The sequence below is a fragment of the Streptococcus sp. 27098_8_91 genome (assembly GCF_041432385.1).
GTDB lineage: Bacteria > Bacillota > Bacilli > Lactobacillales > Streptococcaceae > Streptococcus.
The window spans coordinates 95,579-121,193 of the sequence record NZ_JAPVZN010000005.1 but is presented as its reverse complement, the minus strand read 5'-3'; the positions used below and the strand labels follow the sequence as shown (position 1 = coordinate 121,193).

The following is a 25,615-nucleotide window of genomic DNA, read 5'->3' as shown; positions in this document are numbered from 1 at the left end:
CTTATCTACCTGGGAAACGTGGCGCAGTTTTTGTTTCAGCTTTCTGGGTCTTTTTTGTTGGCTTTTTTTTGACCGTCTTATTCATTTCTTTGACAAGTTTAGCCACACGTTCTTTCTCAAGTTTTTCTTGAAGATATTCTTCCTGTTCTTCTTGACTAGGTTGAGTCAAAATGATGTGGATTTTCAAATCAGGAATGTCGATGGAGTCTCCGATTCTTACTTTTTTCCCACGACGATTTTCCAATTCGCCATTAAAGTAGACAAGATGCTCAGCTAAAAAGGATTTAATGGCTCCGCCACTGTGTATAATACCAAGTTCTTTCAAGAGAGCTTGGAGAGTGATAAATTCTTCAAATAATTTGTATTCCATAGTTCACCTCAATCTTTGGTATTATACCATATTTTACCTTGAAATGGCAGAGGTAAATTCATTAGAAATGAAAGCGATTTTAATTCTAAAAGGAATAAAGAGAACAAGAAAATTTTCTCTTTTCATGGTATAATAGAACTCTATGTAGAAGGAGGTAAGCGATGGAGTTAGTACCTGGAATTGCAGTGCATTTTATCCAATCAAAAAAATTTAAAACTAATAAAATTACTGTGCGTTTCACAGCTCCATTGTCTTTGGATTCAATTTCAAGTCGCATGTTAAGTGCCAGTATGTTTGAAACTGCCAACCAAAGTTATCCAACTGCTCAACTGTTTAGAAAACGTTTAGCAACCTTGTATGGAACTGATTTGTCAGCGCACGCCTATCGAAGAGGACAAAGTCATCTTGTGGATTTGAATATTACCTATGTGCGTGATGAATTTTTAAGTAAGAAAAACGTATTAACTTCTCAAATTTTAGAATTACTGCACCAGGTTCTGTTTACACCATTGTCGGATGAGGATGGATTTGAGAAAAATGCTTTTGACATCGAGAAAAAACAGATCTTATCAAGGCTAGAATCAGAATTGGAAGACCCATTCTTCTTTGCACATAAAGAGTTAGATCAATTGTTTTTCCAAGAAGAATCAATGCAGCTAGTTCCAAAAGATTTGATTTCTAGAATTTCAGAAGAGAATTCAAAAACATGTTTTTCAAGCTATCAAAAAATGCTAAAAGAAGACCAAATAGATATTTTCTTCTTAGGCGATTTTAATGAAATTGAAGTTTTAGAGTTTTTACATAAATTTCCGTTAATAGGTCGTAAATCAGCTGTAAACATTCAATATCAGCAACCCTATTCTAATATTCTTAGAGAAGGTATTGTTAGAAAGAGATTAGGACAGTCTGTTTTAGAGATGGGCTACCATAGTTCAGTGGCATATGGTGATGAAGAACAGATGGCAGTGCTTTTTGTCAATGGTCTTTTAGGAGCCTTTCCTCATTCGAAACTATTTACCCAAGTGAGAGAAAAAGAAGGACTGGCCTATACGGTATCAAGTCATTTGGATCTCTTTAGTGGATTTTTACGATTGTTTGCTGGAATTGATCGGCAAAATCGAAACAAAGTAAGAAAATTGATGAATCATCAGTTACTTGACATAAAAAATGGCAAGTTTACAGATAAGGAAATTGATCAGACCAAACAAATGATTCGTCGATCCTTACTACTTGCTCAGGATAATCAAGATTCTATCGTCGATAAATATTATCTGTCAACTTTTTTTGGGAAGGCGAATCTTGACACAAAATCTTTAATCGATAAGCTTGAACAAGTTGATAGAGAAGCAATTTGTGAAGCAGCAAACAGTTTTAAGTTGCAGGCTATTTATTTTATGGAAGGAGCAGAATGACCAGACCTACTTTTCAAAAGAAATATTATCCTGCTGTAAAAGAAACTTTGTATCAAACTAGATTAGAAAATGGTTTGACAGTTACTTTACTACCTAAAAAGGACTTTAACGAGGTTTATGGCGTTGTAAGTGTCCAAGTCGGTTCTGTTGACACAAGGTTTACAGTGGATGATAAGGACTTACAACAATATCCACAAGGAATCGCTCATTTCTTAGAACATAAGCTTTTTGAAAGAGAAGATTCTGGAGATGTTATGGCAGCTTTTACAGAGTTGGGTGCTGAAAGTAATGCCTTTACGAGCTTTACGAACACTAGCTATCTTTTCTCGACTTCTGAAAATGTTCTAGAGTGTTTAGATTTGCTAGAAGAACTTGTCACTACTTTCAATATGACTGAAGAATCTGTGGAACGCGAAAAGGATATCATTCAACAGGAAAGAGAAATGTATCAGGATGATCCGGATTCTTGTCTATTTTTCAAGACTTTGGCAAATCTCTATCCAGAAAGTTCTTTAGCTTCAGATATTGTTGGTAGTGAAAACTCTATTGATGCTATTTGTTTGGAGGATTTAAAAGAGAACTTTAAAGAGTTTTACAGACCTGTCAATAGTAATATCTTTTTAGTGGGGAATTTTGATTTTGAACTCCTTGAAGATTATTTTGCTAAGAAATCTCATCCTCAAGAAAAAAAACATGAGTTTAAGAGAGAAAAAATACCTTTACATCCTGTAAAGACTACTGAAAGTTTACGGATGGACGTGGCTTCTCCAAAACTAGCAATCGGTATTAGAGGAAATGAAGATATCGGAAGTCGAGATCAGTATCGTTATCATCTTTTATTGAAATTGTTGTTTACAATGATGTTTGGTTGGACTTCACAAAGATTTCAAAAATTATATGAGACAGGTAAACTGGATGCTTCCCTGTCTCTAGAAATAGAAGTTGATCCTCGTTTCCATTTTGTGATATTAACAATGGATACAAAGGAACCTGTGGCACTTTCTCATCAATTTCGTAAAGCTATTCGCAATTTTATGAAAGATGAGGATGTAACTGAGGATCACTTGGATATTGTAAAAACTGAGATGTATGGAGAATTTCTTCATAGTATGGATTCCCTAGAATACATTGCCACTCAGTATCATCCAACCGATACAGGTTCTACCCTGTTTGACCTTCCTAAACTTTTGCAGGAAATTACTCTTGAGGATGTTCTAGAAGCAGGACATGATTTGATAGATAATAGCGACATGGTTGATTGTACAATTTTTCCGATATAATCGCTAGAAAATACACTAGAAAGAAGGAATGTTAAGTATGAGAAAAAAAACAATTGGCGAGGTCTTACGCCTTGCAAGGATTAACCAAGGACTGAGCTTAGAGGAATTGCACAGAAAGACAGATATTCAGCTGGATTTGTTGGAGGCAATGGAGTCAGATGATTTTGACAAACTACCGAGTACTTTTTATGCTCGTTCATTTTTGAGAAAGTATGCTTGGGCTGTTGAATTAGATGAAAATATCGTTCTAGATGCCTATGATTCAGGTAGTATGATTACCTATGAGGAAGTAGATGTTGATGAGATTGAGCTTTCAGGACGTAGACGTTCTATTCGCAAGAAGAATTCATTTCTCCCGCTATTTTACTTTGTTCTCTTGTCTTCATTAATTTTAATTTTTGTAACCTACTATGTGTGGAATTACATTCAAACCCAACCAACTACGCCAGCTACAGCAAGTTATAGTGTTGTGAGTTCAACAAGTACTTCCAGTAGTGAGCCATCAAGTAGTAGCCAATCTACTAGTTCATCAAGTTCGAGTGATGCCTCTTCTGTGATCATTTCTGGTCAGGGAGATACGATAGCAGCAGAATACAAAACTTCTAAAGATTCAGTTGAGCTTCAATTTTCTGTTAGCGATGTAACGAGCTGGATCAGTGTTTCGAATACTGACTTGGCAGGAGGAGTGACTCTCGAACCTAATAATAAAACAGCTAAAACAACGATTTCGAAAGACAATCCTGTAACAATTACATTGGGAGTTGTTAAAGGAGTAACAGTGAAAATCGATAATCAGGAAATCGATACTTCAAAATTGGCTGGGGAAACTGGCTGGATTAAACTGACAATGAGTTCAAATTAAGGAAGGATAATATGAAAAAAGAGAATATTCCTAACATACTAACGATTGGTAGAATTTTATTTATTCCCATTTTTGTTCTTCTTCTATCATTTGGACCGTCTCCAGTATTACATATAACAGCAGCAATTATTTTTGCTATTGCTAGCATCACGGACTATTTGGATGGATATTTAGCTAGAAAATGGCAGGTGGTTAGTAATTTCGGTAAGTTTGCGGATCCGATGGCTGATAAATTATTGGTTATGTCAGCATTTATTATGCTAGTTGGTCTAAATATGGCACCAGCTTGGGTGGTAGCAGTTATTATTTGTCGAGAACTTGCAGTTACCGGGTTGCGCCTGCTCTTAGTCGAAACAGGCGGGACTGTTCTAGCTGCTGCAATGCCTGGAAAAATAAAGACATTTAGTCAGATGTTTGCGATTATCTTCTTGTTGCTTCACTGGAATGTGTTTGGTCAGATAACTCTTTATATTGCCTTGTTCTTCACAGTTTATTCTGGTTATGATTATTTCAAGGGAAGTGCGTATTTATTTAAAGGAACCTTTCGCTAGATATGGAATCGATTATTGAGATAAAAAATCTGTCTTTTCGATATCAGGCAGATCAAGAACACTATGATGTTCATAATATTACGTTTCACGTGAAACGTGGAGAGTGGTTGTCTATCGTTGGTCATAATGGTAGTGGCAAGTCAACGACTGTTCGCTTGATTGACGGTTTACTTGAGGCCGAATCAGGGGAAATTTGGATAGACGGTGATTGCCTAACTCCAGAAAATGTCTGGGAAAAAAGACGTAAGATTGGTATGGTCTTTCAAAATCCTGATAACCAATTCGTAGGAGCAACTGTTGAAGACGACGTTGCTTTTGGATTGGAAAATCAAGGAATCCCACTTGAAGAGATGAAGAAACGTGTTTCTGAGGCTTTATCATTGGTTGGGATGGCTGAATTTGCTAAAAAGGAACCAGCTCGCCTGTCAGGAGGTCAGAAACAGAGAGTAGCTATTGCAGGAGTTGTTGCTCTGCGACCAGATATTTTAATCTTGGATGAGGCTACAAGTATGTTGGACCCTGAGGGACGATTAGAGTTGATTAAGATAGTCCAGAAGATTCGCAAAGACCATCAGATGACAGTCATCTCCATTACGCATGATTTGGATGAGGTTGCTATGAGTGACAGAGTTTTGGTGATGAAAAAAGGAGAAGTCGAGTCAACTAGCACTCCTAGAGAGTTATTTTCTAGGTCAGATTTAGATCAAATTGGCTTAGATCAACCCTTTGTCAACCAATTAAAACAATCACTGCGTGATAATGGCTTAAAATTCTACCTGACCGAGGAGGAGCTCGAGGAGGCTTTATGGGAATTATTCTAGACAATGTTAGTTATACGTATCAAGAAGGAACGCCGTTTGCCTCAGCTGCCTTGTCCGACGTCAGTTTGTCAATAGAGGATGGCTCTTATACTGCGATTATTGGGCATACAGGAAGCGGAAAGTCTACAATCCTTCAACTTTTGAATGGTTTGTTGGTTCCTACAGAGGGAAGTGTTCGTGTTTTTGATACGTTGATTACATCAACATCCGTCAATAAGCAAATTCGTCAAATTCGTAAACAAGTTGGGTTGGTATTTCAGTTTGCAGAGAATCAAATTTTTGAGGAGACTGTCTTAAAAGATGTGGCTTTTGGCCCTCAAAATTTTGGAGTTTCTGTAGAAGAGGCAGAAGCTATTGCGCGTGAAAAACTAGCTTTAGTAGGAATCGATGAATCACTCTTTGAACGAAGTCCATTTGAACTTTCAGGCGGCCAGATGAGAAGGGTTGCTATTGCTGGAATTTTGGCGATGGAGCCTAGCATTTTGGTCTTAGACGAACCAACAGCTGGTTTGGATCCAATTGGTCGAAAAGAGTTGATGGCCTTGTTTAAAAAGCTTCATCAAGATGGCATAACAATTGTTTTAGTAACCCACCTTATGGATGATGTGGCCGAATTTGCTGACCAAGTTTATGTGATGGAAAAAGGGAAACTAGTTAAGGGTGGGAAGCCAAGTCTTGTCTTTCAAAATGTCGAATTTATGGAAAAAATCCAATTGGGTGTTCCTAAAATCACACGATTTGCTCAAAGGCTAGTTGACAGAGGAATTTCTTTCGAACAATTGCCGATAACGATAGAGGAGTTTAAGGAGTTTATCAATGGATAATATGATTTTAGGTCGATACATACCAGGAAATTCGATTATTCATCGTTTGGATCCTCGTAGTAAGTTAGTAGCAATGATTTTATTGATCATCATCGCTTTTTGGGCCAATAATCCAATTACAAATCTCATACTCTTCATTGCAACAGGCATATTTGTCATTTTATCAGAAGTTCCCTTATCTTTTTTTATAAAAGGTTTGCGGTCTATGTTTTTTCTGATTGCTTTTACAACCCTTTTTCAACTGTTCTTTATCTCTGGTGGTCAAGTCTTGTTCGAGATGGGATTTATAAAAATCACAAGCTATGGTATTGAGCAGGCAGGAATTATTTTTTGTCGTTTTGTGTTGATTATCTTTTTCTCAACCCTGCTAACCTTGACGACCATGCCTCTTAGTTTAGCGACGGCGGTTGAATCCTTGCTTGGACCTTTAAAAAGATTTAAGGTTCCAGTTCATGAGATTGGGCTCATGTTGTCTATGAGTTTGCGATTTGTACCAACCTTGATGGATGATACGATTCGCATTATGAATGCTCAAAAGGCGCGTGGTGTAGATTTTGGAGAAGGAAATGTAATTCAAAAGGTTAAGGCTATGATTCCTATTTTGATTCCTTTGTTCGCTACCAGTTTGAAAAGAGCGGATTCTCTTGCTACAGCCATGGAAGCTAGGGGGTATCAAGGTGGGAATGGACGCAGTCAGTATCGACAGTTAAATTGGATGAACAGAGACAGTATGGCGCTATTATTTGTTTGTGTATTGGGTGCAATTCTATTTTTGCTAAAATCTTAGAATGTAATATAAGGTAGAGGTATGAACCGTTTTAAAAAATCAAAATATATCATTGTTCTATTTGTCGTTGTATTAGTAGTATCCGTTTTTTTAGTGACAACACAATCAAGTGCAGTTGTAACAAAAGCTGGAGATGGCATTTCATTAGTCGATAGAATAGTGCAAAAGCCTTTTCAATGGCTTTCTTCCGTAAAATCTGATTTAGGTCGTTTGACCAGAACCTATAACGAGAATGAAACTCTCAAAAAAGAACTCTATCAGATGAAGAAGGAAACGAATGAAGCAGAAAGTTTGAAGGAAGAAAATGAGCAACTACGTCAGTTATTGGATATGAAGTCAAAATTGAGTGCAACCAAGTTAATTGCTTCTGACGTCATCATGAGAACTCCTGCAACCTGGAAACAAGAGTTGACAATTGATGCAGGTTCTCAACAAGGCGTGACCAGTAATATGCTTGTGATTGCTGGTGGGGGACTGATTGGAAGCGTGGGAAAGATTGAAGATAACTCTACTGTGGTCAACTTATTGACCAACGCGGAAAATACGGAGAAAATCTCCGTTAAAATTCAGCACGGTTCTACTAGTATATATGGTATTATCATTGGGTACGACAAAGAAAAAGACTTGCTTAAAATAAGCCAGTTAAATAGTAGTAGTGATATCAGTCAAGGAGACAAGGTAGTAACTGGTGGTCTTGGTAATTTTAATGCTACTGACATTCCAGTAGGTGAGGTCGAATCTGTGACGCATAGCAATGACTATCTGACAAGAGAGGTGTTAGTCAAACTTCAGTCTGATTCAATGAATACCAAAGTCGTAGAGTTAGTGGGGAACCAATCATGAGACTGTTGAAGCAGATAGGGATGTTTTTACTCTTGCCTATAGTTGTCTTAATAGACAGTCATTTAGGGCAATTTGTAAATAGTTTTTTTCCACATTTTCAAATTGTGAGTCACTTTATCTTCATCTTCTTGTTGTTTGAAACTATTGAAGTATCGGAGTATCTATTTTTAGTTTATTGCTTATTTATTGGTCTTATATACGATATTTATTTTTTCCATTTAGTAGGGATTGCTAGTCTTCTTTTTGTGATTATTGGTGCGATCATTTATAAAAATAATGCGATTATTTTATCAAATAGATGGACTAGACTATTAGCTATTTTAATGATGACTTTCTCTTTTGAATTTGGTAGTTTTCTTCTAGCGCAAATGATTGGATTAACTGCTGAAAGTATAACAGTCTTTATCGTTTATGGTCTAGTTCCGTCAATGATATTAAACTGTCTATGGATGTTAGTTTTCCAGTTTATTTTTGAAAAAATATATCTATAAGAAAGAAACAAAACTGTAATAAAGGCGTAATATTTATTAGGCCTTTTTTTGATATACTAGTATTGTCTTAAAAGAAGGAGTATTCACACTTATGAAGAAAAAAATCCTAGCATCACTTTTGTTAAGTACAGTATTGGTCTCACAAGGAGCTGTTCTTTCAAGTGTTAAAGCAAATACAACAGATGAAAAGATTGCTGCTCAAGATAGTAAAATTAGTAACTTGACAGCTCAACAGAAAGAAGCTCAAAAACAAGTAGACGAAATTCAAACTAAAGTTTCAGCTATTCAATCAGAGCAAGAAAAATTGCAATCTGAAAACGAAAAACTTCAAGAAGAATCTAAAAAACTTGAAGGTGAAATCGCAGAGCTTTCAAAAAATATTGTAGCTCGTAATGCATCGCTTGAAAACCAAGCTCGTAGTGCACAAACGAACGGAACTGCTACAAGCTACATCAATACGATTATTAACTCTGACTCAATCACAGAAGCTATTTCTCGTGTAGCAGCTATGAGTGAAATCGTATCAGCAAACAATAAAATGTTGCAGCAACAAAAAGAAGATAAGAAAGCTATCTCTGAAAAACAAGTTGCAAACAACGAAGCAATCAATACAGTCATTGCTAACCAACAAACACTTGCTGACGATGCTCAAGCTTTGACAACAAAACAAGCAGAATTGAAAGTAGCTGAGTTAAATCTTGCAGCTGAAAAAGCTACAGCAGAAAATGAAAAAACTAGCTTGTTGGAGCAAAAAGCAGCAGCAGAGGCAGAAGCTAAAGCGGCAGCAGAGGCAGAAGCAGCTTATAAAGCTAGACAAGCAAGTCAACAACAATCAGTTGCAGCATCAGCAAATACAAGCTTTGCTGCACAAGTGCAAGCAACTTCAAGTTCTTCATCATCAGATGATGATTCAAGCTACACACCTGTAGCTACTCGTACAACATCACGTCCAACATATAGTACAAATGCTTCAAGTTATCCAACTGGTGAATGTACTTGGGGAGCTAAAACATTGGCACCTTGGGCTGGAGATTACTGGGGTAACGGAGCGCAGTGGGCAACAAGTGCAGCTGCAGCAGGATTCCGTACTGGTTCTCAACCACAAGTTGGTGCGATTGCATGTTGGAATGATGGAGGATATGGACACGTAGCGGTTGTTACAGCTGTTTCATCATCATCAAGTATTCAGGTATCTGAATCTAACTACGGTGGAGATCGTACAATCAGTAACAAACGTGGATGGTTCAACCCAACTACAACTTCTGAAGGCTACGTTACTTACATCTATCCAAACTAATGAAAAAAACCGAGACTCAATTTGAGTCTCTTTTCTTATTTATAAGATGGTGAAATCCCAAGTTTGAGTTTTCGCTAAATACCCAAACTAAGTTCCACTATGGTAGAAGTTAGTGTGAGACGTTTGGGTTTTCATTGAAAAACTAGCAAAATTACTTGAAAAAAAGGCTCAACTATGATACAATGTAAATTGTCGTGTAAACGATAATACTCATTCTTGATGAATTGTGAAGCTGTTGCCTTCGGGTCGTTTTGCAAGCTGAAATCAAGAAGAGGAAAAAAACAAAAAGGAGAAATACTCATGGCAGTAATTTCAATGAAACAACTTCTTGAGGCTGGTGTACACTTTGGTCACCAAACTCGTCGCTGGAACCCTAAGATGGCTAAGTACATCTTCACTGAACGTAACGGAATCCACGTTATCGACTTGCAACAAACTGTAAAATACGCTGACCAAGCATACGACTTCATGCGTGATGCTGCAGCTAACGATGCAGTTGTATTGTTTGTTGGTACTAAGAAACAAGCAGCTGACGCAGTTGCTGAAGAAGCAGTACGTTCAGGTCAATACTTCATCAACCACCGTTGGTTGGGTGGAACTCTTACAAACTGGGGAACAATCCAAAAACGTATCGCTCGTTTGAAAGAAATCAAACGTATGGAAGAAGATGGAACTTTTGAAGTTCTTCCTAAGAAAGAAGTTGCGCTTCTTAACAAACAACGTGCACGTCTTGAAAAATTCTTGGGTGGTATCGAAGATATGCCTCGTATCCCAGATGTAATGTACGTAGTTGACCCACATAAAGAGCAAATCGCTGTTAAAGAAGCTAAAAAATTGGGAATCCCAGTTGTAGCGATGGTTGACACAAACACAGATCCAGACGATATCGATGTAATCATCCCAGCTAACGATGATGCTATCCGCGCAGTTAAGTTGATTACAGCTAAATTGGCAGACGCTATCATCGAAGGTCGCCAAGGTGAAGATGCTGTTGCAGCAGTTGAAGCAGAATTTGCAGCTTCAGAAGCTCAAGCAGACTCAATCGAAGAAATCGTTGAAGTTGTAGAAGGCGACAACGCTTAATTCATATAAATAGTAATTACCTAGGAGGGCGGGGCTTAGCCCGGCTCTCCTATTTTTAAAAAATATAGGAGAATCAAAATGGCAGAAATTACAGCTAAACTTGTTAAAGAGTTGCGTGAAAAATCTGGTGCTGGTGTTATGGACGCTAAAAAAGCATTGGTTGAAGTTGAAGGCGATATCGAAAAAGCGATCGAATTGCTTCGCGAAAAAGGTATGGCAAAAGCAGCTAAGAAAGCTGACCGTGTTGCTGCAGAAGGTTTGACTGGTGTTTATGTTGACGGTAACGTTGCAGCAGTTGTTGAAGTAAATGCTGAAACTGACTTCGTTGCGAAAAACGCTCAATTTGTTGAGTTGGTAAACGCAACAGCTAAAGCAATCGCTGAAGGAAAACCAGCTAATAACGAAGAAGCTCTTGCTTTGACAATGCCTTCAGGTGAAACTCTTGAAGCAGCTTATGTGTCTGCAACAGCAACTATCGGAGAAAAAATCTCATTCCGTCGCTTTGCTTTGATTGAAAAAACAGATGCACAACACTTCGGAGCATACCAACACAACGGTGGACGTATCGGTGTTATCTCTGTAATCGAAGGTGGAGACGAAGCACTTGCTAAACAAATTTCAATGCACATCGCTGCTATGAAACCAACAGTTCTTTCATACAAAGAATTGGATGAGCAATTTGTTAAAGATGAGTTGGCACAATTGAACCACGTTATCGACCAAGATAACGAAAGCCGTGCTATGGTTGGTAAACCAGCTCTTCCACACTTGAAATATGGATCAAAAGCTCAATTGACTGATGAAGTGATTGCTCAAGCTGAAGCTGATATTAAAGCTGAGTTGGCTGCAGAAGGCAAACCAGAAAAAATCTGGGATAAAATCATCCCAGGTAAAATGGATCGTTTCTTGCTTGACAACACTAAAGTTGACCAAGCATACACACTTCTTGCACAAGTTTACATCATGGATGACAGCAAGACAGTTGAAGCTTACCTTGAATCAGTTAATGCTTCAGTAGTTGAGTTCGCTCGCTTTGAAGTTGGTGAAGGTATCGAAAAAGCTGCAAACGACTTTGAAGCAGAAGTTGCAGCTACAATGGCAGCAGCCTTGAATAACTAATAAAAAGTAAGGAAGCAAATCAGCTTCCTTTTCTTTTGTTGGAGGGGAACTTAGAGGAATCTCTTTGAAGGTAAACAAAAAGCCCCATACTTAGGGCTTAATGTATTTAGGAGACTATACTTCAAACTCATAGAGTGCTGTAGATAGATAACGTTCTCCGTTATCTGGTGCAAGCGCAAGGACTTTTTTACCTGCTCCAAGTTTTTTAGCGACTTCAATTGCTGCATAGATAGCTGCTGCAGAAGAAATACCGACTAAGAATCCTTCTTTTCCACCGATTTCACGGCCAAGTGCTAGAGCATTATCTGATGTTACACGAACGATACCATCGTAAGCTTCTGTATCAAGTGTATCTGGAATGAATCCAGCAGAGATACCTTGAATTTTGTGAGGACCTGGCTTTTCACCAGACAAGATAGCTGACTCGTCTGCCTCAACAGCAAAAACTTGAATGTTTGAGTTAGCAGTTTTAAGAGCATGAGAAACACCAGAAATAGTTCCTCCAGTACCAACACCGGCAACAAAGGCGTCTAAACCATCAGCTCCGAAATCAGCTAGAATTTCAGCTCCTGTTGTTCTTTCGTGAACCTCTGGGTTAGCTTGGTTATTAAACTGTAATGGTAGGAAACCATCACGCTCAGCAGCAATTTCCTGCGCTTTTGCAATCGCACCTTTCATTCCTTCGCTACCAGGAGTGAGGACTAGTTCAGCTCCATAAGCTTGGATAATTTTACGACGTTCCACGCTCATTGTTTCAGGCATAACGATAACAACTTTGTAACCTTTAGCGGCACCAACCCATGAGAGACCAATACCAGTGTTCCCACTAGTTGCTTCTACAATGGTAGAACCAGGTTTCAATTTACCTTCTTGTTCTGCTTTTTCAATCATGCTTAGGGCGATACGGTCCTTAACTGACGATCCTGGGTTAAAAGCTTCAAGTTTTACATAAACATCTGCTGCACCTTCTGGTACAATGTTATTCAATTTAACAATCGGTGTTCTACCGATGAGTTCTGTGATATTGTTATAAATTGCCATATTAGCACCTCTTTATATAAGATGCTACTAGTATAACGCTAACTTTAACTTTTGTAAAATATAGAAATCCTATCGGAGTGATAGGATTTTTTTATATCAATGATTCAAACCATTCATATTCAAACGATTATGATAAGCTAAGTCAAATAGATAGGTGTAAAGAGGTACAATATCAGTTTTCTTTGGAAATTCAAATTTGTGAGAATTAAAATGCTCATTGTGAGATTTTAAAAAGGCATTTTCTAAATAAGTAATCGTAATCTCACTATCATCAATCCCAAGTCCAGCAGTTTCCATTTCAACATTGACAATGTTCATGAGGAAAATTGATTTGATAGACATCTTCCGTCCGGTTGCCCCTTGTTTATCTGTAAAGATGATTCGGATATTTGTAAAGATAATTGAGTCACGAATGAGTTTATATCCGCTTTGAATTTCTTCATTTTCTAATAAATATTGTCCAAACTCCTTGGTAAGAGTTTCTTTACTTTGCTCACTGAAGTTTCCAGCGAGTCCCTGAATTAATCTTCCAAAAGCCATATGATATTTCCTTTCTTTACGATAGGTTTACAGGTACTTCAACTTCACGTAAACCTTTGTCAGTTAGAGTAACTTTTCCATTGAAAAATTCAATGAGATCAGCCTTGATATCGTCTTTCCTTTCTTTGTCAACGAAAATCATTGTGTCAACTTGGTCTGTAAAGTTTGTCTCTAATTCTATAAGATTATTCTCTTTAAGAAAATTACCGTATTCTTGATATTGGGCATAAGACATTTGAATGGAGATGCCAGCTTGCTCTTTGATTTCAATAATGCCAATTTCCTTAACTGCTAGAGCAACGCTACCAGCATAAGCGCGAATCAAACCACCAGCTCCTAGTTTGATACCACCAAAATAACGAGTAACTACCACACAGACATTAGTAAGGTTGTGATTCTCCAGAACTCCTAGCATAGGAACGCCAGCAGTCCCACTAGGTTCTCCATCATCACTAGTTCGCTTGATTTCACTACGCTCACCGACAATAAAAGCAGAGCAGTTGTGGGTAGCTTTATAGTGTTCTTTTTTGATAGCTGTGATAAAGTCACGAGCTTCTTCCTCACTATAGACACGTTTGGCATGACAGATAAAGCGTGATTTTTTGATTTCTTCTTGGACTTGTCCGTCCTCTTTTATAGTTCTGTATTCCATATTTTTATTGTACTAAAAAATAGCGTAAAGTTCTACATTTTACGAATAAAGAAATATGAAAGTAAATCCAAATTATCTCGGTCGCCTTTTTACCGAGCAAGAATTAAGTCATGAGGAGAGACAACAAGCAAAACAAATTCCATCCATGAAAAAAGAAAAGGGTCAACAATATTGTCAGCGTTGTGGTAGTCAGATAGAAGAAGAATGGCATTTGCCTATTGGTGCTTTTTATTGCCGAGAATGCTTGATTATGAAGCGAATAAGAAGTGATCAAAATCTCTATTATTTTCCGCAAGAAAGGTTTCCACAGCAAGATGTACTAAAATGGTCAGGTCAACTGACTCCATTTCAAGAGCGGGTATCACAAGGACTCCTTCAGGCGGTAGATAAGAAGGAGGCTACCTTGGTACATGCAGTGACAGGAGCTGGTAAGACAGAGATGATTTACCAAGTTGTTGCCAAGGTGATTGATCAAGGTGGAGCTGTTTGTTTGGCCAGTCCACGAATTGATGTTTGCCTAGAGCTCCATAAACGACTACAAAATGATTTTGCATGTGATATTGCGCTATTACATGGGGAGTCGGATCCCTATTTTCGTACTCCTTTGGTTATAGCAACCACTCACCAGCTATTAAAATTTTATCAAGCTTTTGATTTATTGATTGTGGATGAAGTAGACGCCTTCCCTTATGTTGATAATCCTGTACTTTACCATGCTGTCAATAATTGTGTAAAGGAGACCGGATTGAGAATATTTTTAACAGCAACGTCAACTGATGAGTTAGATAGAAAAGTTAAACAAGGGGAGTTAAAGCGTCTCAGTTTACCTCGTCGTTTTCATGGAAATCCTCTCATTGTTCCCAAGCCAATCTGGTTATCGCATTTTAATAGATATTTAGAAAAAAATGGCTTACCTCCAAAATTAAAACTTTACATTGAGAAACAGAGAAAGACGGCCTATCCCTTACTAATCTTTGCCTCTGAGATTAAAAAGGGAGAAAAACTAAAAGAAATTTTGCAGGAGAAGTTTCCGAATGAGAAAATAGGCTTTGTATCCTCAATTACGGAAGACCGATTAGAGCAGGTACAGGCCTTTCGAGATGGAGAGTTGACGATATTAATAAGCACAACTATATTAGAGCGTGGAGTTACCTTCCCTCGTGTAGATGTTTTTGTGGTGGAAGCCAATCATCAACTCTTTACCAAGTCAAGTTTAGTACAAATTGGTGGGCGAGTTGGAAGAAGCATGGATCGTCCTACCGGAGAACTGATATTTTTCCATGACGGACTCAATCTGTCCATTAAGAAAGCCATAAAGGAGATTAAGCAAATGAATCAGGAGGCAGGAGTATGAAGTGTTTATTGTGTGGTAAAAGCTTGCAAACAGAGATAACTTTTACTAACCTCCTCTGTTTTAAAAAGGAGGAGGAACTAGTTTGTGAATCCTGTATTTCGTCTTTCGAGAGCATTGGTGGTAATCATTGTCCTAGTTGTTTTAAAAAAGGAATGTCAATCATCTGTCAAGATTGTCAATTTTGGTGTAAAAAAGGTGTAAAGGTTGATCATGTGGCTCTTTATTCCTATAATCAGGCCATGAAAGAATATTTTAGTCACTATAAATTTGATGGTGATTATCTTCTTAGAAAGGTATTTTCTGAGATATTGCAAAAAGAGTTAAAGAAGTATAAGGACTATCAGATTGTGATTGTTCCTCTGAGTGACGAGCGTTTTACAAGTAGAGGATTTAATCAAGTTGAGGGTTTGATAAAGGATACTGGGTTAGCATATCTGGATATTTTGGTTAAAAAAGAAGTTGAGGCTAGTTCTTCAAAAAATCGATCGGATCGCTTACTTGCAGAGTTTCCATTTTTATTGAAAGGTGGAGTGAAGCCCCCAGAAAATATCTTACTCTTTGATGATATTTATACAACTGGAACTACCTTGAATCGTCTTAAAAGTATGCTTTTAGCAGCTGGTTGTCAGAATATTAAAACTTTTTCCCTCGCAAGATGAGGAAAAAGTTTGCAAAAAAAATATGAAAGCGTTATAATATAATTAGAAAAACAAATATGTTTAGAAAGAAGGTACTTATATGATTAAATATAGTATCCGTGGTGAAAACCTAGAAGTAACAGAAGCAATTCGTGATTATGTAGTTTCTAAACTCGAAAAGATCGAAAAATACTTCCAAGCAGACCAAGAATTGGATGCGCGTGTTAACTTGAAAGTTTACCGTGAAAAGACTGCTAAAGTAGAAGTAACCATTCCGCTTGGATCTATTACTCTTCGTGCAGAAGATATTTCTCAAGATATGTACGGTTCTATTGATTTGGTGACAGATAAGATTGAACGTCAGATTCGTAAAAACAAAACTAAAATTGAACGTAAGAACAGAAATAAAGTATCAACAAGTCAACTCTTTACAGATGCTTTAGTTGAGGACTTAGATGTAGCACAACCAAAAGTTGTTCGTTCAAAACAAATTGATTTGAAACCAATGGATTTGGAAGAAGCTATCTTACAGATGGATTTATTGGGACATGACTTCTTTATCTATGTAGATGTTGAAGATGAAACAACAAATGTTATCTATCGTCGTGAAGATGGAGATATCGGTCTTCTAGAAGTTAAATAATCTTAATAATTAGTTTGTAAAAGTGGTTTACACTAGTGTAAACCACTTTTTAGTTATGTGACTATTAGTCCGTCTCGCTCCGTGAGGTGCGAGACAAATAAACCACCCGCTATTCGGGTGCGCGTCGAAGGTTATACCAAAAAAAACTCCAAACGCGATACAATAAAGATGTTCAAGCCAATTGTAAAGCGAAAGGAGAAAACCATGGTACAAAAGTCTCATAGTTTATCACACACAAAGTGGCACTGTAAGTATCACATTGTGTTCACCCCTAAGTATAGACGAAAAGTGATCTATAATCAATATCGGAGTAGTTTAGGTGAAATATTTCATCGCTTGTGTAGTTATAAAGGAGTTGAAATTATCGAGGGTCACTTAATGCCAGACCATGTACATATGTTAGTAAGTATTCCACCAAGGATAAGTGTTTCGAGTTTTATGGGTTATTTAAAAGGTAAAAGTGCACTCATGATGTTTGACAAACACGCCAACCTCAAGTACAAGTTTGGGAATCGGCATTTCTGGGCAGAAGGTTATTATGTGAGTACAGTAGGGCTTAATGAAGCCACGATAAGGAAATACATACCAGATCAGGAAAAGCATGATATAGCACTAGATAAATTAAGTGTAAAAGAATATGAGAATCCCTTTAGGGATAGTGGCAAGTAATACTCACGCCTCTTTAAGAGGCAAGTGACGAGTCAAGAGCAATGAGGCTTGAACAACGTGAAAGCTAGCGTCTTTAGGCGCTGGCTGGTAATTTGGGCTTATAGCCCTGGTGCAAACCACCCGTTAGACGGGTGGTTATGATTTAGATATTTTACGATTATCTGAATATAGGGTTCCCTCTTTAAAAGTCGCTTTTTGGCTACATTTGTGGTATAATAATGCGCAAGAGGTTTGTAATGAAAAAAAATGAAATAAATCCCTTTTTTATGTATCTGATTGCTATGGTAACCTTTACGATTATGACCATTTTGATTGTGTTAGTAAAGGATAATCTTATCACTATAGCAAGTCTATTTTTATTTATTGTATTCTATGTTTTGCTATTTAATTTCCAGAAAAAATATTACAAAAAAACAGATATCGAGCAAATCCAGTATGTCAATCATCAGGCTACGGATAGTTTGAGTGCCCTCCTAGAGCAAATGCCTGTCGGGGTTGTTAAATTAAATATGAACAGCAGTGAGATTGAATGGTTCAATCCCTATGCGGAGTTAATTTTGACAACCGAGGATGGAGAAATTGATTTTCCTCAATTTCAAAAGATTTTAAAGAGTTCGATTTCTACTCCAGGGGCTTATGCCATTGTTGGGGAGAAACGTTATGCAGTGCATTTGGATAGAAATTCGGGTGTCTTATACTTTTTTGATGTTTCTGGTGAGTATGAGGCGACTGCTGAATTGGTAACAAGTCGTCCTGTAATTGGAATTATCTCAGTTGATAACTATGATGATTTGGAAAATGAAACGTCTGAATCAGATATTAGTCATATCAATAGTTTTGTTGCAAATTTTGTTTCAGAATTTGCTGGGAAACATGCCATGTTTTCTCGTAGAGTGAGCATGGATCGCTTCTATTTATTTACGGACTATACCGTACTTGATCACTTGATGCAGGATAAATTTTCTGTGATTGATACCTTTCGTGAGGAAGCTAAGCAACGAAATTTGCCACTAACGATGAGTATAGGAGTTTCCTATGGTGATGGGAATCATGACCAGATTGGGAAGGTTGCTCTCCTCAATCTCAACTTAGCGGAAGTTCGTGGTGGTGACCAAGTAGTTGTAAAAGAGAATGATGAAACCAAAAATCCAATCTACTTTGGAGGCGGTTCAGCAGCATCTGTTAAACGTACTCGGACACGAACTCGTGCTATGATGACAGCTATCTCAGATAAACTTAAAAGTGTCGATCGAGTTTTTGTTGTTGGTCACAAGAATCTTGACATGGATGCTCTTGGTTCAGCAGTTGGAATGCAGTTGTTTTCGAGTAATGTACTGGAAGATAGTTATGTGATTTATGATCCTACACAGATGTCTCCAGATATCGCTCGAGCGGTCAATTATTTGGAAGATGAGGGTGTTTCAAAACTTCTTCCTTTAAATCAAGCGATGACAATGGTTACCAAACGCTCCTTACTGGTGATGGTTGACCATTCTAAGACAGCTTTAACCTTATCCAAAGAGTTTTATGACTTGTTTACCCAGACGATTGTCATTGACCATCATCGTCGTGACCAAGATTTTCCAGATAATTCGGTCATTACCTATATCGAGAGTGGAGCTAGTAGTGCTAGTGAACTTGTAACTGAGTTGATTCAATTTCAAAACTCTAAGAAGAAACGTTTGAGTCGTATTCAGGCTAGTGTTCTTATGGGGGGAATGATGTTGGATACTAAAAATTTCACCTCTCGGGTAACTAGTCGAACTTTTGATGTTGCAAGTTATCTCAGAACGAGAGGGAGTGATAGCATTGTCATTCAGGAAATTTCAGCCACTGATTTTGAAGAATATCGTTTGGTGAATGAGTTAATTTTACAAGGGCAGATGGTACAACCATCAATTCTGGTTGCTCAAGCTTTGGAGGATAAAGAGTACGATACGGTTGTTATTAGTAAAGCTGCTGATGCTTTGCTTGCCATGTCTGGTATAGAAGTCAGCTTTGTACTTGCTAAGAATAGTCAAGGAGCAATCTCTATTTCTGCGCGAAGTAGAAGTAAGATTAATGTTCAGCGAATTATGGAAGTGTTAGGTGGCGGTGGTCACTTTAACTTAGCTGCAGCGCGGTTGACAGATATGAGCCTGCAAGAAGCAGGAGATAAACTTAAAACAGTTATTTTTAATGAAACAAAAGAAAAGGAGTCAGAAGAATGAAAGTAATCTTTTTAGCAGATGTTAAAGGTAAAGGGAAAAAAGGTGAAATTAAGGAAGTGCCAACTGGATATGCACAAAACTTTTTAATTAAGAAAAACCTTGCTAAGGAAGCTACCGCTCAAGCTATTGGTGAGTTGCGTGGTAAGCAAAAATCAGAAGAAAAAGCACATGCAGAGATGCTTGCAGAAGCGAAGGAAATTAAAGCAAAACTGGAAGCAGAAGAAACAATCGTTGAGTTTGTCGAAAAAGTTGGTCCAGACGGACGAACTTTTGGGTCAATTACTAACAAGAAGATTGCAGAAGAATTGCAAAAACAATTTGGTATTAAAATTGATAAACGCCACATTCAAGTTCAATCACCAATCCGAGCAGTTGGTTTGATTGATGTTCCGGTTAAGATTTATCAAGATGTAACAAGTGTAATCAATCTTCGAGTCAAGGAAGCTTAATTTACGATTGGTTGACAATATTGTAAAAGGAAGGAAAGTCTGATGGCAGAAGTTGAAGAACTGCGTGTTCAGCCTCAAGATATCCTGGCAGAACAATCTGTTTTAGGAGCCATTTTTATTGATGAGACTAAACTCGTTTTTGTCCGAGAATATATCGATTCACAGGACTTCTTTAAGTATGCTCACCGTTTGATTTTTCAGGCTATGGTTGATTTATCTGATCGTGGAGATGCTATTGATGCAACCACAGTTCGGACGATACTAGATAGTCAGGGTGATTTACAAACTATTGGAGGCTTGTCTTATCTGGTTGAGATTGTCAATTCGGTGCCAACCTCTGCCAATGCGGAATACTATGCTAAAATTGTAGCAGAAAAGGCTATGCTTCGACGTCTAATTGCTAAGTTGACAGAGTCTGTAAACCTAGCCTATGAAGCTTCTCAACCTGCGGACGAAATTATCGCTCGTGCAGAAAAAGGCTTGATTGACGTTAGTGAGAATGCCAATCGAAATGGCTTTAAAAATATTCGCGATGTATTGAATATCAACTTTGGGAATTTAGAAGCTCGTTCGCAACAGACTTCAGATATCACGGGTATTGCGACAGGTTATCGAGATTTAGATCACATGACGACAGGTCTGCATGAGGAAGAATTGATTATTTTGGCAGCTCGTCCTGCGGTTGGTAAGACAGCCTTTGCTTTGAATATTGCGCAAAATATCGGAACCAAATTAGACAAGACAGTTGCTATTTTCTCTCTGGAAATGGGTGCTGAAAGTTTGGTCGATCGTATGCTGGCTGCGGAAGGCTTGGTAGAGTCGCATTCTATCCGTACAGGGCAATTGACTGAGGAAGAATGGCGCAAGTATACGATTGCTCAGGGTAATCTGGCTAATGCAAGTATCTACATTGATGATACACCAGGGATTCGGATCACAGAAATTCGCTCTCGTTCCCGTAAACTGGCTCAGGAAACAGGTAATCTAGGCTTGATTTTGATTGACTATCTTCAGCTGATTACAGGGACTGGTCGAGAAAATCGTCAACAAGAAGTATCTGAGATTTCCCGTCAGTTGAAAATCCTAGCAAAAGAACTCAAAGTTCCAGTTATAGCTCTTAGTCAGCTTTCTCGTGGTGTAGAGCAACGTCAAGATAAGAGACCAGTTTTGTCTGATATTCGTGAATCTGGATCTATTGAGCAGGATGCTGATATTGTAGCCTTTCTTTATCGTGATGACTATTATGAGCGTGGTGGTGAAGAGGAGGAAGGCATTCCAAATAATAAAGTAGAAGTGATTATCGAGAAAAACCGTAGCGGTGCACGTGGAACGGTAGAATTGATTTTCCAAAAAGAATATAATAAATTTTCAAGTATTTCGAAGATGGAGGAACCAAGATGACAGACGCATTTACAGATGTGGCTAAAATGAAAAAAATCAAAGAAGAAATTAAGGCGCATGAGGGACAAGTGGTGGAAATGACCTTAGAAAATGGTCGTAAACGCCAAAAGAATCGTTTGGGAAAACTAATTGAGGTTTATCCATCGCTCTTCATCGTTGAGTTTGGAAATGTTGAAGGAGACAAACAGGCTAATGTCTATGTTGAATCTTTCACCTATTCAGATATTTTGACAGAAAAGAACTTAATTCATTATTTGGATTAAGGATAATCATGAAAGTGAGAAATACTCTCACTTTTTTCTTTTTCTTTCGAATGATATAGATGAGGTCAACCTCAAAAATCTAATTATTTGAAGGAGAATGAATGACATTTACTAAAGCAGGACATAAAAAGGGAACTTTTCTCAGAAAGACAGCTGTAGGATCAGCTTCACTATTACTAGCAGGAGCTTTTTTGTTTGGTGGAGGAGCTGTTCATGCTAATCAGGTAAATGGTGGATCACTAGCACGTGGAGATGATTATCCCTATTATTATAAAAATGGGAGTCAGGAGATTGATAAATGGCGCATGTATTCTCGTCAGTGTACTTCTTTTGCAGCCTTTCGTTTGAGTAATGTCAATGGTTTTGAAATTCCGGCGGCTTATGGAAATGCTAATGAATGGGGATATCGTGCTAAACGAGAAGGTTATCGCGTAGATCAGCGCCCAGCAATTGGTTCTATCGCTTGGGATACGAGTGGACAGTATGGTCATGTCGCTTGGGTATCCAATGTTTTTGGTGATATGATTGAAATTGAAGAATACAATTATGGAGTCAGAGAAAGGTACAATCGACGAACGGTAAAGGCCAATTCTATGACTGGATTCATTCATTTTAAAGATGTGGGGAATACTAGCTCAGGAAATTATCAGTTATCACTCGTATCTAGTGGGACACATATTTTTACAGAAAAAGCAGCCATTATGGATCAGCCATCACTAACAGCAACGATTATCGATTATTACTATGCGGGAGAAAGTGTGCATTATGATCAAACTCTTGAAAAAGATGGGCATAAATGGATTAGTTATATTTCACGAAGCGGGAACAGACGTTATATCCCCTTAACTAAAACAAGTAGCTCTAAAAATGGTTGGGAAAAAGAAGGAACTGTTTGGTATTATTATGAAAATGGTCAGAAAGCAGTCGGTTGGAAGAAGATTAATGGAAACTGGTATCATTTGCAAGCTGATGGTACAATGACGACAGGCTGGTTAAAAGATGGTTCTAAGTGGTATTATCTGAAGTCGTCTGGCGAAATGCAGACAGGCTGGTTAAAGGATAATGGAACATGGTACTATCTTGAAAGCTCAGGTGCTATGAAGGCTAGCCAGTGGTTTCAGGTTTCAGGGAAATATTACTATGTGAATGCATCGGGAGCTTTAGCAGTCAATACGACTATCGATGGTTTCCAAGTTGATAGCAGTGGTGCACGAGTAGAAAATCCAGCATCATAAGTGTTATTCAGTATTTGGGCTCTTCCTAATGGTATTTTTCCCTGCTTTCCTTTATAATGGGTGTATGGACAAGAAAAAATTATTACTAATTGACGGATCTTCAGTTGCTTTTCGGGCATTCTTTGCACTTTACCAGCAACTGGATCGTTTTAAAAATGACAATGGACTACATACCAATGCAATCTACGGTTTTCATTTGATGCTAAATCACCTGTTGGAGCGTGTTCAACCGAGTCATATCTTGGTTGCTTTTGATGCGGGGAAGACGACTTTCCGTACAGAGATGTATGCAGATTATAAGGGTGGTCGTGCTAAGACTCCGGATGAGTTTCGTGAGCAATTTCCTTTTATTCGTGAGTTGCTAGACCATCTTGGAATTCGTCATTATGAGTTGGCCCAGTATGAAGCAGATGATATCATTGGAACTCTTGGTCGTTTGGCTGAAAAGGATGCTTTTGATGTAACTATCGTCAGTGGAGACAAGGACTTGATCCAGTTGACAGATGAACATACAGTGGTTGAGATTTCTAAGAAAGGTGTAGCTGAGTTTGAGGCATTTACACCAGAATATCTCATGGAAAAGATGGGCATCACACCAGCTCAGTTCATCGATCTTAAGGCCCTCATGGGAGATAAGTCAGATAATATCCCTGGCGTCACCAAGATTGGTGAAAAGACTGGTATTAAGCTCTTGTTAGAACATGGCTCGCTCGAAGGTATTTATGAAAACATCGATAGTATGAAGGCTTCTAAGATGAAGGAAAATCTCATCAATGATAAGGAGCAAGCCTTTCTGTCTAAAACACTGGCGACGATTGATACGAAAGCACCGATTGAAATCGGCCTAGATGATTTGGTTTATAGTGGTCCAGATGTGGAAAATCTCGGGAAATTCTACGATGAGATGGGCTTCAAACAGCTCAAGCAGGCTTTAAATGTATCATCAGCTGATGTGGCTGAGAGTTTGGACTTTACTATGGTTGACAAATTCAGTCAAGATATGCTAAGTGCGGACTCCATCTTCCACTTTGAACTCTTTGGAGAAAACTACCATACAGATGACTTGATTGGCTTTGCCTGGTCTTGCGGAGACAAACTCTATGCTACAGATAAGCTGGAACTTCTGCAGGAGCCGATTCTTAAGGATTTTCTAGAAAAAACACCTCTGAAAGTATACGACTTTAAGAAAGCAAAAGTCCTCTTAAATCGCTTTGGTTTGGACTTGCAGGCTCCTGCTTTTGACAGTCGTTTGGCCAAATACCTTCTCTCTACTGTCGAGAATAATGAAATTTCAACTATTGCTAGTCTCTATGGTCAAACTTACCTAGTCGATGATGAAACCTTCTACGGTAAAGGTGTCAAAAAAGCTATTCCAGAGCGAGAGAAACTCTTGGAACACTTGGCTCGTAAGGTTGCTGTATTGGTTGAGACAGAGCCTGTTTTACTTGAAAAATTAAGCGAAAACGGACAACTTGACCTTCTTTATGATATGGAGCAACCTCTAGCCTTTGTCCTTGCTAAGATGGAAATCGCTGGGATCAAGGTCAAAAAAGAAACCTTGCTTGAGATGCAGGCTGAAAATGAGCTTGTCATTGAAAAGCTGACGCAAGAGATTTATGACCTAGCAGGTGAGGAATTTAATATCAATTCACCTAAACAGTTGGGTGTCCTTCTTTTTGAAAAACTAGGTCTCCCTCTCGAATATACCAAGAAAACCAAGACAGGTTATTCGACAGCCGTGGATGTATTGGAGCGTCTAGCTCCTATTGCGCCGATTGTCAAGAAAATCCTCGACTACCGTCAGATTGCTAAGATTCAATCCACTTATGTGATTGGTTTGCAGGATTGGATTTTAGCTGATGGCAAGATTCACACGCGCTATGTGCAAGATTTGACTCAGACAGGTCGTCTGTCTAGTGTCGATCCAAACTTGCAAAATATCCCTGTTCGTTTGGAACAAGGGCGCCTCATTCGTAAGGCTTTCGTGCCAGAATGGGAGGACAGTGTCCTTCTCAGCTCGGACTATTCACAGATTGAGCTACGAGTTTTGGCCCATATTTCTAAAGATGAGCACTTGATTAAGGCCTTCCAAGAGGGAGCTGACATCCATACCTCAACAGCCATGCGGGTCTTTGGAATTGAACGTCCTGAGGATGTGACTCCAAACGACCGTCGTAATGCCAAGGCGGTTAACTTTGGAGTGGTTTACGGGATTTCCGACTTTGGCTTGTCTAATAATCTGGGCATCAGCCGTAAGGAAGCAAAAGCCTATATTGATACTTACTTTGAACGCTTCCCAGGTATTAAAAACTACATGGATGAAGTGGTGCGTGAGGCGCGTGATAAGGGCTATGTGGAGACCCTCTTTAAACGTCGTCGTGAGTTGCCAGATATCAATTCGCGCAACTTTAACATTCGTGGTTTTGCGGAACGTACAGCCATCAACTCACCTATCCAAGGATCAGCTGCAGATATTCTCAAAATCGCTATGATTCAGCTAGATAAAGCCTTGGTAGAGGGTGGTTATAAAACCAAGATGCTGTTACAAGTACACGATGAAATCGTTCTTGAAGTGCCTAAGTCAGAATTAGCTGCCATCAAAAAACTCGTCAAGCAAACCATGGAAGGAGCCATTCAACTTAGTGTGCCACTGATTGCTGATGAAAATGAAGGCGTAACTTGGTATGAGGCCAAGTAAAAAATAGACTATTAAACAAAAAGAAATCCCCTTGAACATCATGGTTCAAAGGGGATTTTTGGTGAGAAAATTTTTGTAAGCA

At 38.4% G+C, this 25,615-nt stretch carries 26 protein-coding genes; 22 read left to right on the top strand and 4 right to left on the bottom strand.

Annotation, left to right across the window (positions count from 1 at the left end; translation table 11 throughout):
* Position 1 precedes the first annotated feature (1 nt).
* Positions 2 to 370: a S4 domain-containing protein YaaA gene (yaaA, locus tag O3611_RS06185; RefSeq protein WP_075231086.1), complete on the bottom strand. Its 369-nt coding sequence runs from the start codon at positions 368 to 370 to the stop codon at positions 2 to 4.
* 161 nt (positions 371 to 531) lie between these two features.
* On the opposite strand from yaaA, the gene yfmF reads away from it, so the two are divergent.
* From yfmF to tsf, 12 genes are all read left to right on the top strand, one after another.
* Complete coding sequence (yfmF, locus tag O3611_RS06180; protein ID WP_371608105.1) at positions 532 to 1,782, top strand: EF-P 5-aminopentanol modification-associated protein YfmF; 1,251 nt, start codon at positions 532 to 534, stop codon at positions 1,780 to 1,782.
* Positions 1,779 to 3,062: an EF-P 5-aminopentanol modification-associated protein YfmH gene (gene yfmH / locus O3611_RS06175; protein ID WP_371608104.1), complete on the top strand. Its 1,284-nt coding sequence runs from the start codon at positions 1,779 to 1,781 to the stop codon at positions 3,060 to 3,062. Before yfmF ends, yfmH begins: the two co-directional genes overlap by 4 nt.
* A gap of 37 nt (positions 3,063 to 3,099) precedes the next feature.
* The gene (gene rodZ / locus O3611_RS06170; RefSeq protein ID WP_371608103.1) at positions 3,100 to 3,924 is read left to right on the top strand and encodes a cytoskeleton protein RodZ; all 825 of its coding nucleotides are present in this window, start codon (positions 3,100 to 3,102) and stop codon (positions 3,922 to 3,924) included.
* Between the two features lie 11 nt (positions 3,925 to 3,935).
* Positions 3,936 to 4,475 carry a CDP-diacylglycerol--glycerol-3-phosphate 3-phosphatidyltransferase gene (gene pgsA / locus O3611_RS06165; protein ID WP_371608102.1) on the top strand — a complete coding sequence of 180 codons (540 nt, stop codon included), beginning with the start codon at positions 3,936 to 3,938 and terminating at the stop codon, positions 4,473 to 4,475.
* Between the two features lie 2 nt (positions 4,476 to 4,477).
* On the top strand, positions 4,478 to 5,296 hold the full coding sequence (locus tag O3611_RS06160; RefSeq protein WP_371608101.1) for an energy-coupling factor ABC transporter ATP-binding protein: 819 nt from the start codon (positions 4,478 to 4,480) through the stop codon (positions 5,294 to 5,296).
* Positions 5,281 to 6,120 (top strand): energy-coupling factor transporter ATPase, encoded by an 840-nt coding sequence (locus O3611_RS06155; protein WP_371608100.1) that lies wholly within the window; start codon positions 5,281 to 5,283, stop codon positions 6,118 to 6,120. Before O3611_RS06160 ends, O3611_RS06155 begins: the two co-directional genes overlap by 16 nt.
* On the top strand, positions 6,113 to 6,907 hold the full coding sequence (locus O3611_RS06150) for an energy-coupling factor transporter transmembrane protein EcfT (RefSeq protein ID WP_371608099.1): 795 nt from the start codon (positions 6,113 to 6,115) through the stop codon (positions 6,905 to 6,907). The genes O3611_RS06155 and O3611_RS06150 overlap by 8 nt, the downstream gene beginning before the upstream one ends.
* Before the next feature lie 21 nt (positions 6,908 to 6,928).
* Positions 6,929 to 7,750, top strand: a complete 822-nt coding sequence (gene mreC / locus O3611_RS06145; RefSeq protein WP_315640208.1) for a rod shape-determining protein MreC — start codon at positions 6,929 to 6,931, stop codon at positions 7,748 to 7,750.
* Positions 7,747 to 8,241, top strand: a complete 495-nt coding sequence (gene mreD / locus O3611_RS06140; protein ID WP_153224649.1) for a rod shape-determining protein MreD — start codon at positions 7,747 to 7,749, stop codon at positions 8,239 to 8,241. Before mreC ends, mreD begins: the two co-directional genes overlap by 4 nt.
* 91 nt (positions 8,242 to 8,332) lie before the next feature.
* Entirely contained in the window at positions 8,333 to 9,538 is a 1,206-nt protein-coding gene (pcsB, locus tag O3611_RS06135; RefSeq protein ID WP_371608098.1) for a peptidoglycan hydrolase PcsB, read from the top strand.
* A 300-nt stretch (positions 9,539 to 9,838) separates the two neighbouring features.
* Positions 9,839 to 10,621, top strand: coding sequence for a 30S ribosomal protein S2 (gene rpsB / locus O3611_RS06130; RefSeq protein ID WP_000268462.1), 783 nt, complete (start codon positions 9,839 to 9,841; stop codon positions 10,619 to 10,621).
* A 78-nt stretch (positions 10,622 to 10,699) separates the two neighbouring features.
* Positions 10,700 to 11,740 (top strand): translation elongation factor Ts, encoded by a 1,041-nt coding sequence (gene tsf, locus O3611_RS06125; protein ID WP_000808094.1) that lies wholly within the window; start codon positions 10,700 to 10,702, stop codon positions 11,738 to 11,740.
* Positions 11,741 to 11,854: 114 nt separating this feature from the next.
* Here the strand turns inward: tsf and cysK are convergent, their stop codons facing one another.
* The 3 genes from cysK to O3611_RS06110 all read right to left on the bottom strand — a co-directional run bounded on the left by cysK (position 11,855) and on the right by O3611_RS06110 (position 13,973).
* Positions 11,855 to 12,781 (bottom strand): cysteine synthase A, encoded by a 927-nt coding sequence (cysK, locus tag O3611_RS06120; RefSeq protein ID WP_371608097.1) that lies wholly within the window; start codon positions 12,779 to 12,781, stop codon positions 11,855 to 11,857.
* Positions 12,782 to 12,877: 96 nt separating this feature from the next.
* Complete coding sequence (locus tag O3611_RS06115) at positions 12,878 to 13,321, bottom strand: PH domain-containing protein (RefSeq protein WP_153224652.1); 444 nt, start codon at positions 13,319 to 13,321, stop codon at positions 12,878 to 12,880.
* 16 nt (positions 13,322 to 13,337) lie between these two features.
* Positions 13,338 to 13,973 carry a YigZ family protein gene (locus O3611_RS06110; RefSeq protein WP_153224653.1) on the bottom strand — a complete coding sequence of 212 codons (636 nt, stop codon included), beginning with the start codon at positions 13,971 to 13,973 and terminating at the stop codon, positions 13,338 to 13,340.
* Positions 13,974 to 14,028: 55 nt separating this feature from the next.
* On the opposite strand from O3611_RS06110, the gene O3611_RS06105 reads away from it, so the two are divergent.
* The 10 genes from O3611_RS06105 to polA all read left to right on the top strand — a co-directional run bounded on the left by O3611_RS06105 (position 14,029) and on the right by polA (position 25,533).
* Positions 14,029 to 15,327 (top strand): DEAD/DEAH box helicase, encoded by a 1,299-nt coding sequence (locus O3611_RS06105; RefSeq protein WP_153224654.1) that lies wholly within the window; start codon positions 14,029 to 14,031, stop codon positions 15,325 to 15,327.
* Entirely contained in the window at positions 15,324 to 15,986 is a 663-nt protein-coding gene (locus O3611_RS06100; protein WP_153224655.1) for a ComF family protein, read from the top strand. The genes O3611_RS06105 and O3611_RS06100 overlap by 4 nt, the downstream gene beginning before the upstream one ends.
* A gap of 79 nt (positions 15,987 to 16,065) precedes the next feature.
* Positions 16,066 to 16,608: a ribosome hibernation-promoting factor, HPF/YfiA family gene (gene hpf, locus O3611_RS06095; protein ID WP_045762429.1), complete on the top strand. Its 543-nt coding sequence runs from the start codon at positions 16,066 to 16,068 to the stop codon at positions 16,606 to 16,608.
* Between the two features lie 204 nt (positions 16,609 to 16,812).
* Complete coding sequence (tnpA, locus tag O3611_RS06090; RefSeq protein ID WP_281334971.1) at positions 16,813 to 17,277, top strand: IS200/IS605 family transposase; 465 nt, start codon at positions 16,813 to 16,815, stop codon at positions 17,275 to 17,277.
* A 236-nt stretch (positions 17,278 to 17,513) separates the two neighbouring features.
* Complete coding sequence (locus tag O3611_RS06085; RefSeq protein ID WP_371608096.1) at positions 17,514 to 19,487, top strand: DHH family phosphoesterase; 1,974 nt, start codon at positions 17,514 to 17,516, stop codon at positions 19,485 to 19,487.
* Positions 19,484 to 19,936 carry a 50S ribosomal protein L9 gene (gene rplI, locus O3611_RS06080; RefSeq protein WP_000864204.1) on the top strand — a complete coding sequence of 151 codons (453 nt, stop codon included), beginning with the start codon at positions 19,484 to 19,486 and terminating at the stop codon, positions 19,934 to 19,936. Before O3611_RS06085 ends, rplI begins: the two co-directional genes overlap by 4 nt.
* Positions 19,937 to 19,978: 42 nt before the next feature.
* The gene (gene dnaB, locus O3611_RS06075; RefSeq protein WP_000852500.1) at positions 19,979 to 21,337 is read left to right on the top strand and encodes a replicative DNA helicase; all 1,359 of its coding nucleotides are present in this window, start codon (positions 19,979 to 19,981) and stop codon (positions 21,335 to 21,337) included.
* A complete protein-coding gene (locus tag O3611_RS06070; RefSeq protein WP_000128621.1) occupies positions 21,334 to 21,600 on the top strand; it encodes a Veg family protein in 267 nt (88 codons plus the stop codon). Before dnaB ends, O3611_RS06070 begins: the two co-directional genes overlap by 4 nt.
* A gap of 101 nt (positions 21,601 to 21,701) precedes the next feature.
* Positions 21,702 to 22,835, top strand: coding sequence for an SH3 domain-containing protein (locus tag O3611_RS06065; protein ID WP_371608095.1), 1,134 nt, complete (start codon positions 21,702 to 21,704; stop codon positions 22,833 to 22,835).
* Between the two features lie 64 nt (positions 22,836 to 22,899).
* Positions 22,900 to 25,533 (top strand): DNA polymerase I, encoded by a 2,634-nt coding sequence (polA, locus tag O3611_RS06060; protein ID WP_371608094.1) that lies wholly within the window; start codon positions 22,900 to 22,902, stop codon positions 25,531 to 25,533.
* Positions 25,534 to 25,615 lie beyond the last annotated feature (82 nt).